At 69.2% G+C, this 12,647-nt stretch carries 22 protein-coding genes; 21 read left to right on the top strand and 1 reads right to left on the bottom strand.

Features of this window, described 5'->3' with window-relative positions; genetic code table 11:
* Window positions 1-41: 41 nt before the first annotated feature.
* Window positions 42-473, bottom strand: coding sequence for a helix-turn-helix domain-containing protein (locus EV192_RS29365; protein ID WP_132121044.1), 432 nt, complete (start codon window positions 471-473; stop codon window positions 42-44).
* A 140-nt stretch (window positions 474-613) separates the two neighbouring features.
* Between EV192_RS29365 and EV192_RS29360 the strand changes: the two genes are divergently transcribed.
* From EV192_RS29360 to EV192_RS29265, 21 genes are all read left to right on the top strand, one after another.
* A complete protein-coding gene (locus tag EV192_RS29360) occupies window positions 614-862 on the top strand; it encodes a helix-turn-helix domain-containing protein (protein ID WP_132121042.1) in 249 nt (82 codons plus the stop codon).
* The gene (locus EV192_RS29355) at window positions 859-1,137 is read left to right on the top strand and encodes a helix-turn-helix domain-containing protein (protein ID WP_132121040.1); all 279 of its coding nucleotides are present in this window, start codon (window positions 859-861) and stop codon (window positions 1,135-1,137) included. The genes EV192_RS29360 and EV192_RS29355 overlap by 4 nt, the downstream gene beginning before the upstream one ends.
* A 186-nt stretch (window positions 1,138-1,323) precedes the next feature.
* Complete coding sequence (locus EV192_RS29350; RefSeq protein ID WP_132121038.1) at window positions 1,324-1,701, top strand: hypothetical protein; 378 nt, start codon at window positions 1,324-1,326, stop codon at window positions 1,699-1,701.
* A complete protein-coding gene (locus EV192_RS29345; protein WP_132121036.1) occupies window positions 1,698-2,099 on the top strand; it encodes a hypothetical protein in 402 nt (133 codons plus the stop codon). The genes EV192_RS29350 and EV192_RS29345 overlap by 4 nt, the downstream gene beginning before the upstream one ends.
* Entirely contained in the window at window positions 2,096-2,560 is a 465-nt protein-coding gene (locus EV192_RS29340; protein WP_132121034.1) for a hypothetical protein, read from the top strand. The genes EV192_RS29345 and EV192_RS29340 overlap by 4 nt, the downstream gene beginning before the upstream one ends.
* Window positions 2,557-2,991 carry a hypothetical protein gene (locus tag EV192_RS29335; RefSeq protein WP_132121032.1) on the top strand — a complete coding sequence of 145 codons (435 nt, stop codon included), beginning with the start codon at window positions 2,557-2,559 and terminating at the stop codon, window positions 2,989-2,991. Before EV192_RS29340 ends, EV192_RS29335 begins: the two co-directional genes overlap by 4 nt.
* A complete protein-coding gene (locus EV192_RS29330; protein WP_132121030.1) occupies window positions 2,988-3,254 on the top strand; it encodes a hypothetical protein in 267 nt (88 codons plus the stop codon). The genes EV192_RS29335 and EV192_RS29330 overlap by 4 nt, the downstream gene beginning before the upstream one ends.
* Window positions 3,251-3,532, top strand: a complete 282-nt coding sequence (locus tag EV192_RS29325) for a hypothetical protein (RefSeq protein ID WP_132121028.1) — start codon at window positions 3,251-3,253, stop codon at window positions 3,530-3,532. Before EV192_RS29330 ends, EV192_RS29325 begins: the two co-directional genes overlap by 4 nt.
* 23 nt (window positions 3,533-3,555) lie before the next feature.
* A complete protein-coding gene (locus EV192_RS29320) occupies window positions 3,556-4,407 on the top strand; it encodes an RING finger protein (RefSeq protein WP_132121026.1) in 852 nt (283 codons plus the stop codon).
* Entirely contained in the window at window positions 4,404-4,610 is a 207-nt protein-coding gene (locus EV192_RS29315; RefSeq protein WP_132121024.1) for a hypothetical protein, read from the top strand. Before EV192_RS29320 ends, EV192_RS29315 begins: the two co-directional genes overlap by 4 nt.
* Window positions 4,607-5,665 carry a PD-(D/E)XK nuclease family protein gene (locus tag EV192_RS29310; RefSeq protein ID WP_132121022.1) on the top strand — a complete coding sequence of 353 codons (1,059 nt, stop codon included), beginning with the start codon at window positions 4,607-4,609 and terminating at the stop codon, window positions 5,663-5,665. Before EV192_RS29315 ends, EV192_RS29310 begins: the two co-directional genes overlap by 4 nt.
* A complete protein-coding gene (locus EV192_RS29305; protein WP_132121020.1) occupies window positions 5,662-6,204 on the top strand; it encodes a helix-turn-helix transcriptional regulator in 543 nt (180 codons plus the stop codon). The genes EV192_RS29310 and EV192_RS29305 overlap by 4 nt, the downstream gene beginning before the upstream one ends.
* Window positions 6,201-6,527, top strand: coding sequence for a response regulator transcription factor (locus tag EV192_RS29300; RefSeq protein ID WP_132121018.1), 327 nt, complete (start codon window positions 6,201-6,203; stop codon window positions 6,525-6,527). Before EV192_RS29305 ends, EV192_RS29300 begins: the two co-directional genes overlap by 4 nt.
* Window positions 6,524-8,218, top strand: a complete 1,695-nt coding sequence (locus EV192_RS29295) for a hypothetical protein (RefSeq protein ID WP_132121016.1) — start codon at window positions 6,524-6,526, stop codon at window positions 8,216-8,218. Before EV192_RS29300 ends, EV192_RS29295 begins: the two co-directional genes overlap by 4 nt.
* Entirely contained in the window at window positions 8,218-8,724 is a 507-nt protein-coding gene (locus tag EV192_RS54110) for a hypothetical protein (RefSeq protein WP_165960658.1), read from the top strand. The genes EV192_RS29295 and EV192_RS54110 overlap by 1 nt, the downstream gene beginning before the upstream one ends.
* A complete protein-coding gene (locus EV192_RS29290; protein ID WP_165960657.1) occupies window positions 8,708-9,685 on the top strand; it encodes a DUF2637 domain-containing protein in 978 nt (325 codons plus the stop codon). The genes EV192_RS54110 and EV192_RS29290 overlap by 17 nt, the downstream gene beginning before the upstream one ends.
* The gene (locus tag EV192_RS29285; protein ID WP_132121012.1) at window positions 9,682-10,170 is read left to right on the top strand and encodes a hypothetical protein; all 489 of its coding nucleotides are present in this window, start codon (window positions 9,682-9,684) and stop codon (window positions 10,168-10,170) included. The genes EV192_RS29290 and EV192_RS29285 overlap by 4 nt, the downstream gene beginning before the upstream one ends.
* Window positions 10,170-10,670, top strand: coding sequence for a hypothetical protein (locus tag EV192_RS29280; protein ID WP_132121011.1), 501 nt, complete (start codon window positions 10,170-10,172; stop codon window positions 10,668-10,670). The genes EV192_RS29285 and EV192_RS29280 overlap by 1 nt, the downstream gene beginning before the upstream one ends.
* Window positions 10,667-10,903: a hypothetical protein gene (locus tag EV192_RS29275; RefSeq protein ID WP_132121009.1), complete on the top strand. Its 237-nt coding sequence runs from the start codon at window positions 10,667-10,669 to the stop codon at window positions 10,901-10,903. Before EV192_RS29280 ends, EV192_RS29275 begins: the two co-directional genes overlap by 4 nt.
* Window positions 10,900-11,112 (top strand): hypothetical protein, encoded by a 213-nt coding sequence (locus EV192_RS29270; protein WP_132121007.1) that lies wholly within the window; start codon window positions 10,900-10,902, stop codon window positions 11,110-11,112. The genes EV192_RS29275 and EV192_RS29270 overlap by 4 nt, the downstream gene beginning before the upstream one ends.
* Window positions 11,109-11,606, top strand: coding sequence for a hypothetical protein (locus EV192_RS29265; RefSeq protein ID WP_132121005.1), 498 nt, complete (start codon window positions 11,109-11,111; stop codon window positions 11,604-11,606). Before EV192_RS29270 ends, EV192_RS29265 begins: the two co-directional genes overlap by 4 nt.
* Window positions 11,607-12,647 lie beyond the last annotated feature (1,041 nt).

The raw sequence follows: 12,647 nt of genomic DNA, 5'->3' as shown, positions 1-12,647 counted from the left end.
GGTACGTCCCTAGTTACCCCGTGTCCCCAGTGTCCCCTCGGCTATGCCAAGTCCCGGCTCTGTCGCTCTGCCTGGGCGGCCCCAGCGGCCCTGTTGGCCCGCACGGCTCGCAGTTGATCTATCCGAAACCAGATTCGGTGCTCCGGCAGGCCGCCCTCTTTGCCGGTGTCCCAGATCGTCCGCTCGCTCTCGTCCCTGAGAGGGTCTATCTCGATGCGAGCTGGCTGATCGACAGGCTCCCGGTCTTGGAGCAGGTTCTCAATACCCTCGCCGGAGGTCCAGCCGAATGCGGCGTCCAGCCCTTCGGCGGCAACTTCGGTGATGCTGATCTCGCCATTGCGGATTCGGAGCAGGTTCTGCGGGGACATGTCCGCTCGGCGCGCAACTTCAGTCCACTTTAGACGTCGCTTGCGACGGTAGTGGTTCAGCCGCTCAGCTTGATGTTCTTCCAGGCGCTTCCGCTGTTCTTCCATCCATCTGCTCCCCCTCATCAAGAGGGCTCACATTAACGCACATGTGCACACATAACAACACTGTGTGACGATGCTGAGTCGTGATCCCGCAAGATCGCTCACGTGTTGTCATGTGTCGTTATGTGTCCTAAAGTCCACGCATGGCAAAAACACCTCCGGCACTCCCCTTCAGCGGGGTGAAGCTGCGGCAACACCGCGAGCGGCGAGGGTGGCACCAGAGCGACCTCGCCAAGGCCTGCGTCAACGCCGGCCGCCAGATGGATCGGTCGCAGATCAGCCGATTCGAGACCGGCGCCAGTAACCCGCCCCCGCCGACGCTCACCGCGTTGGCCGACGCGCTCGGTGTCGAGCTCGACGAACTCCTCGACCCGCAGCTCGACAGCCGATGACCGCCGACATCGCAGTGCCGGTTGCCGACGTCGGCAAGGTCATCAAAGCGGTGATGACCATCAAACAGGCAGCGGCCTACATCGGCCGCCATCCGAACTACGTCTACAACCTCGTGCACGAATACGACCGCACGAAGAACACCAAGAGCCCCCGCGGCCTCAAGGCGCATCAACCCAGAGTCAACGCATCGTGGCATATCTACCGCGACGACGTCGACCGCTGGCTGCACGGCCTGCCGCCGGCGACCGGAACCCGGCGCAGGGCCAACAGATGACCGACGCCGCGACGTGGTGCTGCTCCCAGTGCCAGCAGCCAATCCCCGAGAAATGCAACGGCAAGTGCGGCCGAGGAACCACCGCCGAACGTACAGGAAGCAACTAACCCCAACGAAAGCGGCGTTGGCCACCGCCTGCCCGGAATGCAAAGCGGCAGCCCCCGCCTAACCAGGAGGTAGAGCTCCATGGCTGACAACCAGAGTACGGACACCCGGCCCCGGGCCGGACTCCCGCCCGAGCCGAACCGCGCGGCGGCCGCCGTCCAGGCCGTCATCGTCGGGTTCGACCGCGTCGGCAAGACCGGGCAGCACCGCATCGGCGGCGAATACCCCCGCCGGATGCTGGTCGAGATCCACGGCGCCAACGACCCCACCCGCGACCCGCGGTTCCTCGGCGACCCGCCCGAGCGGCTGCGGAACGGGACGTGCAGCTTCTGCGGTCGCCCGTGGGTGGGGCACTGGGACCAGGACCGCGAGGAGTACGTCGACGGCCGGGACTGGCACCGCCTCGACCGCAACCCCGACGGCTTCTACTCCGACGACATCCCGGCGGTGACCCGATGACCGCCACCTTCCACCCCACCACCGCCCAGAACGCGCACCTGCTCGGCGCCCACGCCCTCGTCGGACAGTTGCTGGCCACCCGCCCGCAGCTCGGCGTCGCGTCCGCGGTCACCATCACCACCCACATCGGGGTGCGCGTGCAGATCAGCAGCGAGGACACCCGCAACCCCGCCACCGTGCTGTTGGCCTGGGCGGCCCTGCTGGGCAACCCCACGGTCACCGGCATCCGCCGCGACCCGATGTTCACGTTCGTGCACGTCCACGGCACGTACGCCGACGAGCCGTTCACGGTGACCGCGTCGTTCGGCGAGAACGAGGCCGCGGACCTGGTCCGTGACGCTTGCGGCGAGTTGACCGTGCACGACTTGCAGCGACTGCAGGCGGCGGGTGTCCGATGACAAAGCGCGAACGCGAGGACATCACGCAGAGGCTGGCCGAGGACATCACCAGCATCCTGGACTACTTGTCCCGCATGCTCGGCGCGGCCGACGACGGCAGCCCGAACTACATGCACGACAAGGCATACCAGCTGACGACGTCGGTGTGGCGGCTGTATCGGCGCATGTCCGGGCGGTCACGGTGGAGCAAGACACTGGAGCCGTTGCGGCAGGACCCGACACAGGTGTTCGACCCGGCTCGACTCCGGCAGTTGGTGACCCGGCAGGCGCAGCACTACCGCGCCGGACGTGCGCTGTACCCGGCCGGCGGCGACCACCAGGCCGCCGCCCGGCGGGCCGCGCTGGAATCCGCCGCAACGGCCCTGCGGTTCGGCGGCCCGAAGGGCCTCGACCCGGCCGTGGCGGACGCGATCGCCGGGTGGCTGTTGGCCCGCGCCGAGCGGGAAGGAACCCCGTCATGATCTACGGCGACGACGTGGTCGACCACCACTGGCCCTACGACGGCCCGCACAACGACGACCAGACCACCCAGGCCGCGGCAGCGATCAGCCGTCTGGTCCGGTATCTCAACAACGCCACCGGCCCCGGTCACAGCGACAGCGCGCTGCCGTACGCGGCCATCGGGTACCGAGTGATCAGCAACCTCACCAACGCCGTCCACGGCCTGCGGCAACTGCTGCCGCAGTTGGCCGAGTTCCTGGAACGCCAAGCCGCCGACCCCACCCTGTACGACGACCGTCGTGGTGGCCCGAACGCGATGCCGGCCGACGACACGGCCAGCGCAGCCGCCTACTCCCTGAGGTCGGCCATGCGGCACGTCAGTGAGTTGGCGTCCGACTTGAACCTCGCGCGTAGCCACGCGGTGCACCTGGGGAACGAGGATCCGCGATGAGCAGTCGCCCCGGGAAGACCAGCCGGCTCCGCGAGGCCGTGACGGGCAACCTCGCCGAACTCGCCCGCGCGGCCGCCGCTATCGCGGTGACCGGTGGCCTCGCGGCCATGATCTCCTTTGTCGCGGTCCGGCTGGCGGAGAGCGGGCAGCGCGACACCGCGGTGATCCTCGTGGTGTTGGCGTTCGCTGTCCTGGCCGACTTGGTGATCGAGTGGGGCGTGCAGTCGGTCCGGTCGGTGCGGCCCCGGCGGGCCGTGCGATGACCGCCACGATGCCGTGCCTGGGCGACCTGCGCGCGCTGGGTGTCGTGGTCACGGCCGGCGTCATTGAGCCCGAACCGTGCCCCTGCGGCGAGATCGGGGCGGTGACCACCGTCCGGGTGTACGGCGACCCGGCCTCGGACCTCCCCGTCCTCGACCCGGTCGACGCCGGCGGGGTGGAGTGCTGCTGGGAGTTCTGCGCGCTCGAGGTCGCCGGCCGCGCTGTGTCCGAACAGGACAGTCGTTCGCGTCGCCCGATCAGGGTCGAGGTGACCTTGTGAACCAGCCGAGAAGAGGAACTATCGTGTCCGAACCCGGAACCGACGTCGCGGTCGGGAACGGCCAACCGACCCCGTCATGGCAGAGCGTCAACGTGCCTTTGGAGGGCACGCTCGCCACGCTCGACCAGGCCATGCGTTATGCCCACGTTCTCGCGCAGGCGGACATCCTGCCCGATCGGCTGCGCGGCAAGTCATCCAACACGCTCGCGATCATCCTGTACGGCCAGCAGCTGAACGTTCCCCCGGTCGTCGCGGTGAACACGATCAGCGTAGTCAACGGACGCCCGATGATCGAGGGCAAACTGCTGCTGTCCAAACTCCGCGAGGCCGGCCATTCGTACAAGCGCGTCGAATCCACTACCACCCGATGCGTTGTCGAGATCACCAGAGGCGACACCGGGGAGGTCTTCACCGAAGAGTTCACCTGGGACGACGCCAAGATCGCCCAGCTCACCGGTAAGGACAACTACAAGAAGTACCCGAAGAAGATGCTGTTCTGGCGCGCGGTCGCCGGCGGTATCGACCTCGCGTGTCCCGAGGTGAAGATGGGCTTTGGGCTGCAGGGCGTCGACGACGACTACGACGAACCTCCGAAGCCAACACTGGCGCAGGTCGCCGCCGAGCGCATGGACCAGCAACGGGCGAACGAGGCATCTACGCCGGAGCAGTCCAAGGAGGACCAGCAGACGGCGCTGCAAGCCGAGCTGGCGCAGCTCGCGGACGAACACAGCAACGGCGCGTCGGACACCGTCGCGAAGGCGGACGAGCCACCACCGCCGCCGGACTACGTGTGCGACGTGTGCGGCGCGACCGGCGCGCACTACCAGGACGAGTGTCCGGACCTGGCGCACCCGGCCGAGGAGGTAGGTCGGTGACCGGTGGCGAGCACTACCGCGAAGCCGAACGGATGCTGGCCGCGGCTCGCGACACGACCTACGACGGCAAGCGCGTCACACAGGACGAGATCCCGCTGTTCATCGCTGCCGCCCACGTGCACGCCGCCGCCATGGTCAACGACACCTGGGGTCGCGATCATGTGCTGGAGCCACCGCGCGGCGAGAGTCTGGGGCGGTTGTGACGACGATCGAGCGGCGGCCGGCCCACCAGCCGGCCGCCGTCACCCCCGCACCGGCCACCGTCGACTACTCGACCGCCCAACTGCTGTTGGAGTGGGACAGGCGCCGTCCCCGCTCACTGCAAACGGAACTGGGCATGTCGGAAGTCGGCGGGTGCCGGCGCCGCGCAGGCTATCGCATCGCCGGCGTCGCCCCGACCAACCCAGGCGGGTCGGTGCAGGCCGTGATGGGCACCGCCGTGCACGACGCGGTCGAGGACGTGTTCCGCGATCTACAGGCGAACGGGCTCATCCCGCACGAGGACCTGGTCGAGTACGAGGTGCGGTTCGCCGGCATCCTCGGCCACCTCGACCGGTACGAGGCGCTGCGGGAACGCGTGCGGGACACCAAGACCACGTCACAGCGGTGGTTGGACCACATCATCATCCACGGCCCGGACCTGCCGCACATGTGGCAGACCCACCTCTACGGCGCGGCGCTCATCCAACTGGGCTACCCGGTGCGGGAGATCGTGATCGACTACCTCGCCCGGGACACCGGCAACGACCACCAGGTCACCATGCAGTTCGACATCCGGCACGTCCGGGACGCGCTCGCCTGGCTGCAGGCCGTCCGCGAGACCGACCTGGAGTTCCTGGCCCGCGACTACGCCCCCGAGTCCCCGTTCTGCCAGCACTGCCCCTTCCTCACCGTCTGCTGGGCCGGGGGCGTCCCGGACCGCGACCCGCGCAGCGTGCTGTACGTCGAAGACCCGGACGCCGCGACGTGGGCCGCGAAGCTGGACCAGGCCCGCGCGGACAAGAAGGACGCCGAGGCCCGCGAGAAGGAAGCCAAAGGCGCGCTGGACGCCCTGCGCCCGAACGTGACCGGCCGCTCGGACCCGGTGGACGTCGGCTACGACAAGTGTCTCGTGTGGACGGTGAAGACCCAGCGGGGCCTCGATAGCGGCCAGGTCCGCGCCGAGTACGCCGCGACCGGCGCGAGGCCCCCGATCAAGGAGAGCACCAGCGTGGAACTCAAGCTCACCGCCAAACCGGACACCGGTGATGCCCCGTGACGAAGACGACCGCCGGCCTTCCCGTCGAGACGCTCGATGTCCCGTTGTTGGTCGACGCCGCCAGGTTCGCGCTGTCCCGCGTCACCGTCAGTCCCCAGCAGCTGTCCGCGCACCTCCTGGTCGACCCGTACACCGCGCTGTGGCTGCTGGACGACCTCGCCCGGTGGCGCGTGGTCAGCGTCGCCCGCGGCGGCTCATCCGCCCGGCAGGTGTTGATCATCCCGGCGCACGAGACCACGGTGGTGTCAGCGATCACCCGTCACGCGGGGATCCCGCCCACACCGAACCCGCTCGAGCCTCTGACGCATCCCGGCCTGACGGTCCAACACCGAGCGGTACTGGACCATCTCGCCGAGGGCGACAGCAACCGCGAGATAGCAACCGCGCTGCATCTCAGCCGAGACACGGTGCGGACGCACGTCGCTCACCTGTGCGAGCGGCTCTCCGCGCGCAACCGCACCCACCTCGTCACGGTCGCCCACACGCACGGGCTGCTGCCCAACCCGCACCTCATGTCCGAAAAGGACGAACGCGAATGACCTCACCCAATGATCGGGACTCGATCCTCGCCGACCACGAACTCGCGGTGCTCGAGTGCGTGGCGGCCGGGATGACCCGGCCCGCGACCGCCCGCCACCTCAACCGGTCGGACGACTACGTCAAGACCGCGACACGCAGGATCTTCCACAAGCTCGACGCCGCGAACGCCACCAACGCCGTCGCCAAGGCCTTCCAGACCGGCCTGCTGCCCCGATCCGCGGACGACCGCCGGCGCCTCATCGACGTCCAGCGCGGGCGGCTCGCCGCCCAACTCGCCAGTTCCCCTCCTCAACGACAGTCCGGAAAGGACGTTCCCCGATGACGTACGAAAAGGTGGCTGTCACCGTCAAAGCGACCGGCCCGGACGCTCTGTCGCACGTGCCGGTGGAGGTCGCCTGGTGGAACCTCGCCACCGGCGACCGTGGCCAGTTCGTGCCTCCACACGACCCACGCCTGGCCCTGGCCTCCTGTGACCTGGAGACCGTCGAGGTGATCGGCTATTTCCCACGGTTGGTCAACGCCCGCCAGGACACCGACGGCCGCGAAGCGATCCGACTGGCCGAAGCCCTGCACGGTGCGGTGCTGGTCACCACCACGCCCCACGCAGACGAGCACCTGCTGCGCCGGATGTACCTGCACTACCTGCAGGACTTCGAACGCCACCAGACGATGACCATGCCACAGTGGGACCACGTCCTGGACATCGGCGCGTACGCCGCCGGCGTGCTGGGCCTGAGCGTCGTCCCCGACCTCGACGCGATCTGTCAGGCCACCGGCACACCGTTGGAAGCCGCGCAGACAGCCGAGACCGACACCGACGCCCTCGGCCGGGCCATCGTGCGGCTGCTCGAGCTGGCGGCGGCCGCGGAACACCGCCACAGCATCCCCCTGCCCGTCCCCGCGCGTCCCCTGCCCGTCCCCGCGCCCGAGCATCTCAGCGCGGCCCTCGCACTCAGGCTCGACCGCCTGGCCTATGACCTGGTCACGTTCCACTACAACGAGGTGACGGACGACGAAGCGCCGACGTACTCCGTGAACACCGCCCTGATCGGCCAACAGGCGGTCGACGTGTTCGGCCCGATCATCCGCGGGCTGATCGGCGAGGTGGACCGCACCAACAACCAGCTCCGCGAACTGGTGCAGTCAGCCACCGGGGCCACCACCCAGTGGCAGGCCAGGCTCGACCGGATCCGCGCCACACCACCGGACCCGGAACTGCACAAGCGATTCTCCGACGCGCTGTGGAGCGCGGCCGGCGCCGACGTGTCCAGTGACCTCGCGGATCACCTCGCCCAGGCGGCGGTCGCGGCGGTCGGGCCCATGCTCGCGGCCAAGGACTCCGTGATCGGCGAACAGCAGCAGCGGCTGGAGCAGCTGGACCGCGAGCTCGACAAGGCACACGCGGCCCGCCAGTCGTCGGCCGTCGAGGTGCGGGACCCCGCGCTGAGCGCCGACACGCCGTGGGCCGAACTCGTCATCCCGCCGACCGAGTTGTCGGTGGGCCCGGACACCCGCGAGCCCGCCACGCTCGACCAGCGGGAAGTGGTCGTGGTCGGCCCGATCACCCCGGAAGACATCGTCGCGATGGCCCGGCTCGTCTCGCCGCTCAAGGGCGGCTGTCCCAACACTCCAGGCTGTGGCCACCCCGGCTCGGTGCACGACATCGAGGACGACGGCGACCCGATCCCGATGTGCTGCGCCCGCGAGGGCGACACGGACTGTCCGTGCGGCCAACCTCCGGCTGGGTGGCAGCGGGCGAAGCCCGAGAGGTACTGGCAGCCCGGGGAGACCGTCCCGGCCGGGGCCGTGGCGTACGGCAACAACAGCGGCATCGTGGTGTACGACGACGTCGACTGGATCAACCCCGCTGACGGCATCCCGCTGGTCGAGGTGGTGACCGCGACCAGTCCGGCGGCCAGCGACAACGCGGACACCGACCGAGGCACGGTGCAGGTCGACAACGACCACCTGGCCGCCGACCGTACCCACGGCGAGGTCGAGGTAGCCGGCTGATGGCCTACGAGAGCAGGGCGTACGACGAGCGCCACAGCGACGGATCCAACACCCCGGTCGTGGTCCTGGTCGTCAAAGGCACCCACGACGTGTCACGGTTGGTCCACCTGTTCGCGGGTGCCCCGGTGACCGTCGAGCAGCTCCAGGTCGGCAAGCGCCTGCGCAAGCAGGTCAGGATGCACAGCTTTGGTCGTGCCGCGCTGCGACTGCTGGCCGACCACGGCGGCCCCGACTTCACCGCCCAGCCTGCGGCGGACGAGGTTGACGAGGACAAGGTCGCGTACTGGGGTTCGTGGCGACGCCAGGACTTCATCAGCGCGGGCCCGGACGGCAACGTCGACCTGTCCCACGCCGCCGGTGCCCGGCGGGTCGACCCGGTCACCGCGCGGACGCTGGCTGATCAACTCCACGCCGCGGCCGACTACGCCGACCGGTTCGCCACCGCCGCACCACCAGCCAGCCAGCCACCGGCCAAGGAGGGAGTGGGCGGTGGCCAAGCGCCGTAGCCAGCCAGCCAGACTCAGCTGGCCGGTCCGGCTGGTCGCCGTCATCCCGGTGGCCGGCGCGCTCGTGCTCAGCTTCTCGAACCTGGCCGACCTCGCCCGGTCGGCCAGGTTTGATGGCTGGCTGGCCTACCTGTGGCCAGGCACCCTGGACGCGACCGGTGTGGTGGCCAGCCTGATCTGGCTGGACATCACCATGCCGGGCGACGCCCGTCGCGCGGCCAGCCGGCTGGCCTTGGCCGCGATCGCCCTGTCGATCGCGGGCAACAGCCTGCGGCACTGGCTGCTGGACGCCGGCCAGCGCCCGTACGTGGTCGTCCAGATGGCCATCGCCGCTGTCCCGCCCGCTGTCCTGTTCCTGATGCTGCACGTGTTGCACCTGGCCCAGCGCCGGCCAGCCGCCGTCATCCAGCCACCAGCGAGCCAGCCGGTCTCTGCCCGGCCACCCGTTGACCAGCGCGGACAGGACCCGGCCAGGTGGCCAGCCACTGGCCCGACCTGGACCGGACGCGTCATCGTGATCCCCGCCGTCACCAGCCACCCGCTGGCCACGTCCCCGCGCCAGCCAGCCGGCCAGCCCTGGCTCGGGCTGGCCGAAGCGGGATCGGCCATCCCCGTGAACTCGGCCACGCCGACCACGACCAACCACACCGGCCAGCGGCCGGCCAACGGCCACCCGGTCCAACCACCCGGCCTGCCAGCGGCCACCGGCCATCCCGCCACAGCCAGCCAGTCACCCACCCCACCGCCAGACCCACCGACCAGCATCGAGCCGGTCAGCCAACAACGCCCCCCGGCCAGAACGGGCGGCCAGTGGCGCGACCACCTCGACGCGGCCACCCGGATCGTGGCCGACCACCCGGACATCGGCCGCCCTTCCCTGGCCAGCCAGCTCGGCATTCCGACCAGCCAGGCCAGAAAGCTCCTCGACCACCTCGCCACCCTCAAGACAGGACAACGATGAGCGCCCTCTACGTCCGGTGGAAGCCCGGCGAACCCCGCGAGAGCAAGCCGCTCGGTCCCCTGCCGGCCGAGCACCCGGCCGCCCAGTACCCGTGTCTGTGCTGCGGCCAGCCCCTCGCCGACGGCCGCCCGGTCCAACTGTTGGCCGTTGGTCCGGATGACGACGAGTCCCGTGAGAAGTGCCGGGCGGCCCGGTGGCACTCCGCGCTGGCACTGCCGGCGCACGCCGAGTGCCTCGGCGCGACCACACAGTCCGACGCGGACACGGCCGCCGGTACGCCGCAGCCTGATCCGGTCACGCTGTACCTGACCCGGGCCGACGCCGGCAACCTCGAAGCGATGGTCTACGCGGGATACCGCGCCCTGCGCGACGACACCTGGCCCGAGGCCACGGCCGCCGGGCGTGCGGTGCTCAACACGGTCCTGGCAGCGATCAAGCCGCTCCTGACGACCGGGGACGTAACCAGTGAGGAGGCCGCATCCTGATGACCACCACGCCCACCTTGCGCCGCCAAGCCCTCGCCGTGGCCGCCGCCCGCCAAACCATCGCCCACGAAACCGACGACCACCCCGCGTGGGACGACCTCACCGACGACGAACGCGCCCAGGCCACCACCGAAGCCGCGGCGTGGCTGGAAGCCGTCCACCGGGCCGGCCTGGCCACCCACAACGTGACCGCACACCTCGTCGAACTGGACCGGCCGGCCGAGTCCGCGCTGCCGCTTGACTGCGTGCCGCCGGTCGCCACACCCTGCACCCACTGCGGCGTACCGATCTTCTGGGTCTCGCCCACCGGGATCAACCGGCCGATGCCGATCGACGCCACGCCGGCGGCCGACGGCACCATCCTGATCACCGACGGCGCCTACACGGTGCTGCTGCCCAGCCAGGCCGCCGCCGTCCGCGCCCAGGGCCAGCAGCTGCACACCCGGCACGTGTGGACCTGCAGCCACGCGGGCCTCTGGGGTGTCAGGGGTATGCGATGACCCAGAAGAACACCTCGCTGGGGTGGATGCTGATCGCCTGGTGCGTCGCGCTCGGGCTGATCGCGGTCGGTGCCGGCATGGTGTCCAGCCTGCTGATGTACGGGGATGTGGCGGCGTGGGACCACTGGATCACGGTAGGCGTCATCGCCGTGCTGATGATCGCGGCTGGCCTGACGGCCGGCCGAAGCTTGGCGTGGCTGCTGCAACTGCTGCACGGCGGGCCACGGCGATGACCCGGCACACCCCCGAGCCCGTCACGATGGCCGTCGGCGGACTCGCGACCGGCGTGCTGGCCAACCTCGCCGCGACGGCCGTGAGCTGGCTCGTGTTCGACGACGTCAACTGGCCCGGACACCTCGTGCTCTGGCTGCCCGTGGGCGCCGTCGCCCTGGCCGGCGGGTGGGTTACCGGTGTTGTCTTGTCGCGGCGGCGGCGTCGATGACCACCCGCGCCACACCCATGATCGTTCCCGGCCGAGCCACGCCCCCCGAGCCGGCCGGGAACCCCACACTCGGCAACACCGGCGGCGGCTGGCAGTGCCGTGGCTGTGGTCGCGACCTGGTCAAGACCGCCGCATACCGGGAGTCCCCGCAACTGCGTGCGACGTGCGTCCGCCACGGCGGCCATGACCTGTGCAAGACCTGTTACGTCCGGGCGTGGCGGCACGGCATGCTGCCCGATCCCGCGCCTGCCCCGGCCTCCTCGCCGACCGCGTGTCTCGACTGCAGCCGACCGATGGTCACGTGGTACCGCCGCCGTCAGAACCAGGCCCGGTACGTCCACTGCGTGGTGTACGGCGGGTACGGCATGTGCCGCGCCTGTTACGCCTGGGCGCGCTCGCGCGGCACGCTGCCGTACCCCGCTCCGCGTGTCCGGGTTCTCCCGGATCCCGATCGACATCGCCCGGAGGTGACTGTCTCGACGCTGGATTCCTAGCCGTACAACAGGACGTCGAGTGCCGCCACGGTCCCGAAAGGGCGGTGGCGGTCTCGTCATACGCAGGTTCACCGCAGTTGGGAGGGGTCCGTTGTACACACCTCGCAGAGCGGCCATCAGGCGCGCAGCATGACCTTTTTCCCCGTCCCCGACGAGTTTTATTCCGATCCCCAGTACCTCGGATGGACAGCCGAAGCCTATGCGCTGTGGACGATCGCTGGGTCGTGGTCCTGTGACCGTCTTACCGACGGACTCATACCGACCTCGGCCTTCGCGCTCTTTCCACCTCACGTAGTGACGGCGGCTGAAGAGCTGGTGGAACGCAGGATCTGGAAGCGGGCTCGCGGCGGCGGGTATCAATACGTCAGCTGGCCACGCGAGTGCTCTCGCGCCTATGTGGAAGCGAAGCGAGCAAAGGAACGCGCAAAAAAGCGGCGACAGCGCTCAGACAAAAACTAGCCGCACCAGTTTCACCACACTCCCATCACCCGGTGGGAGTGTTTGGCGTGCCTGTAACACGAGAAACACTGTCGTCCGGGACCGTCACACGGTAGGCCGTGTTTCCGCTGGCCAATCGATACAGATGATTCAGAAACGAAATGGTCACAACTCGCCGGTAACTTACGATGAACGGCCGTTCAGAAACCTGTGGACAACTTCCGAGGACCTACCCGAACACCACGCGAGACAACCGCGAAAAACTGATCACACCAGGTCAACGCCCGTTTTGTCCCCAGGGGACACACCGGTGGACTCCCGTGGGGACTCCCCGGGGGAGTCCACCGGGGAGTCCCGGGCCATCCAGTAAACCAGTAATCCAGTTAACCAACCGGGGCGCGCCGCCCCAGACCCCTCGAACCACAGACCCCTTCGTTCCTCAGGGGTCTGTGGACCGCACAAAACCGTCACCTTTACAGCCAAATCACTTACACAACTCACCCAAAGAAACTAGAGTTACGACCGCGCGCGGGAAACCGCGTCGCAACCGTCGAACGCAACGTGAGACAGCCCCGCGTCGCCGACCACAAACAATCCATCCGG

The sequence above is a fragment of the Actinocrispum wychmicini genome (genome assembly GCF_004345645.1).
Taxonomy (GTDB): Bacteria; Actinomycetota; Actinomycetes; order Mycobacteriales; family Pseudonocardiaceae; genus Kibdelosporangium; species Kibdelosporangium wychmicini.
Note: the sequence above shows the minus strand (reverse complement) of the source record. Positions and strands in the feature narration are given on the sequence as shown.

Excerpts from the sequence above, each read along its gene's own strand:
- EV192_RS29365 (WP_132121044.1), bottom strand. The coding sequence starts at position 473 with ATGGAAGAACAGCGGAAGCGCCTGGAAGAACATCAAGCTGAGCGGCTG.
- EV192_RS29360 (WP_132121042.1), top strand. The coding sequence starts at position 614 with ATGGCAAAAACACCTCCGGCACTCCCCTTCAGCGGGGTGAAGCTGCGG.
- EV192_RS29355 (WP_132121040.1), top strand. The coding sequence starts at position 859 with ATGACCGCCGACATCGCAGTGCCGGTTGCCGACGTCGGCAAGGTCATC.
- EV192_RS29350 (WP_132121038.1), top strand. The coding sequence starts at position 1,324 with ATGGCTGACAACCAGAGTACGGACACCCGGCCCCGGGCCGGACTCCCG.
- EV192_RS29345 (WP_132121036.1), top strand. The coding sequence starts at position 1,698 with ATGACCGCCACCTTCCACCCCACCACCGCCCAGAACGCGCACCTGCTC.
- EV192_RS29340 (WP_132121034.1), top strand. The coding sequence starts at position 2,096 with ATGACAAAGCGCGAACGCGAGGACATCACGCAGAGGCTGGCCGAGGAC.
- EV192_RS29335 (WP_132121032.1), top strand. The coding sequence starts at position 2,557 with ATGATCTACGGCGACGACGTGGTCGACCACCACTGGCCCTACGACGGC.
- EV192_RS29330 (WP_132121030.1), top strand. The coding sequence starts at position 2,988 with ATGAGCAGTCGCCCCGGGAAGACCAGCCGGCTCCGCGAGGCCGTGACG.
- EV192_RS29325 (WP_132121028.1), top strand. The coding sequence starts at position 3,251 with ATGACCGCCACGATGCCGTGCCTGGGCGACCTGCGCGCGCTGGGTGTC.
- EV192_RS29300 (WP_132121018.1), top strand. The coding sequence starts at position 6,201 with ATGACCTCACCCAATGATCGGGACTCGATCCTCGCCGACCACGAACTC.
- EV192_RS29295 (WP_132121016.1), top strand. The coding sequence starts at position 6,524 with ATGACGTACGAAAAGGTGGCTGTCACCGTCAAAGCGACCGGCCCGGAC.
- EV192_RS54110 (WP_165960658.1), top strand. The coding sequence starts at position 8,218 with ATGGCCTACGAGAGCAGGGCGTACGACGAGCGCCACAGCGACGGATCC.
- EV192_RS29285 (WP_132121012.1), top strand. The coding sequence starts at position 9,682 with ATGAGCGCCCTCTACGTCCGGTGGAAGCCCGGCGAACCCCGCGAGAGC.
- EV192_RS29280 (WP_132121011.1), top strand. The coding sequence starts at position 10,170 with ATGACCACCACGCCCACCTTGCGCCGCCAAGCCCTCGCCGTGGCCGCC.
- EV192_RS29275 (WP_132121009.1), top strand. The coding sequence starts at position 10,667 with ATGACCCAGAAGAACACCTCGCTGGGGTGGATGCTGATCGCCTGGTGC.
- EV192_RS29270 (WP_132121007.1), top strand. The coding sequence starts at position 10,900 with ATGACCCGGCACACCCCCGAGCCCGTCACGATGGCCGTCGGCGGACTC.
- EV192_RS29265 (WP_132121005.1), top strand. The coding sequence starts at position 11,109 with ATGACCACCCGCGCCACACCCATGATCGTTCCCGGCCGAGCCACGCCC.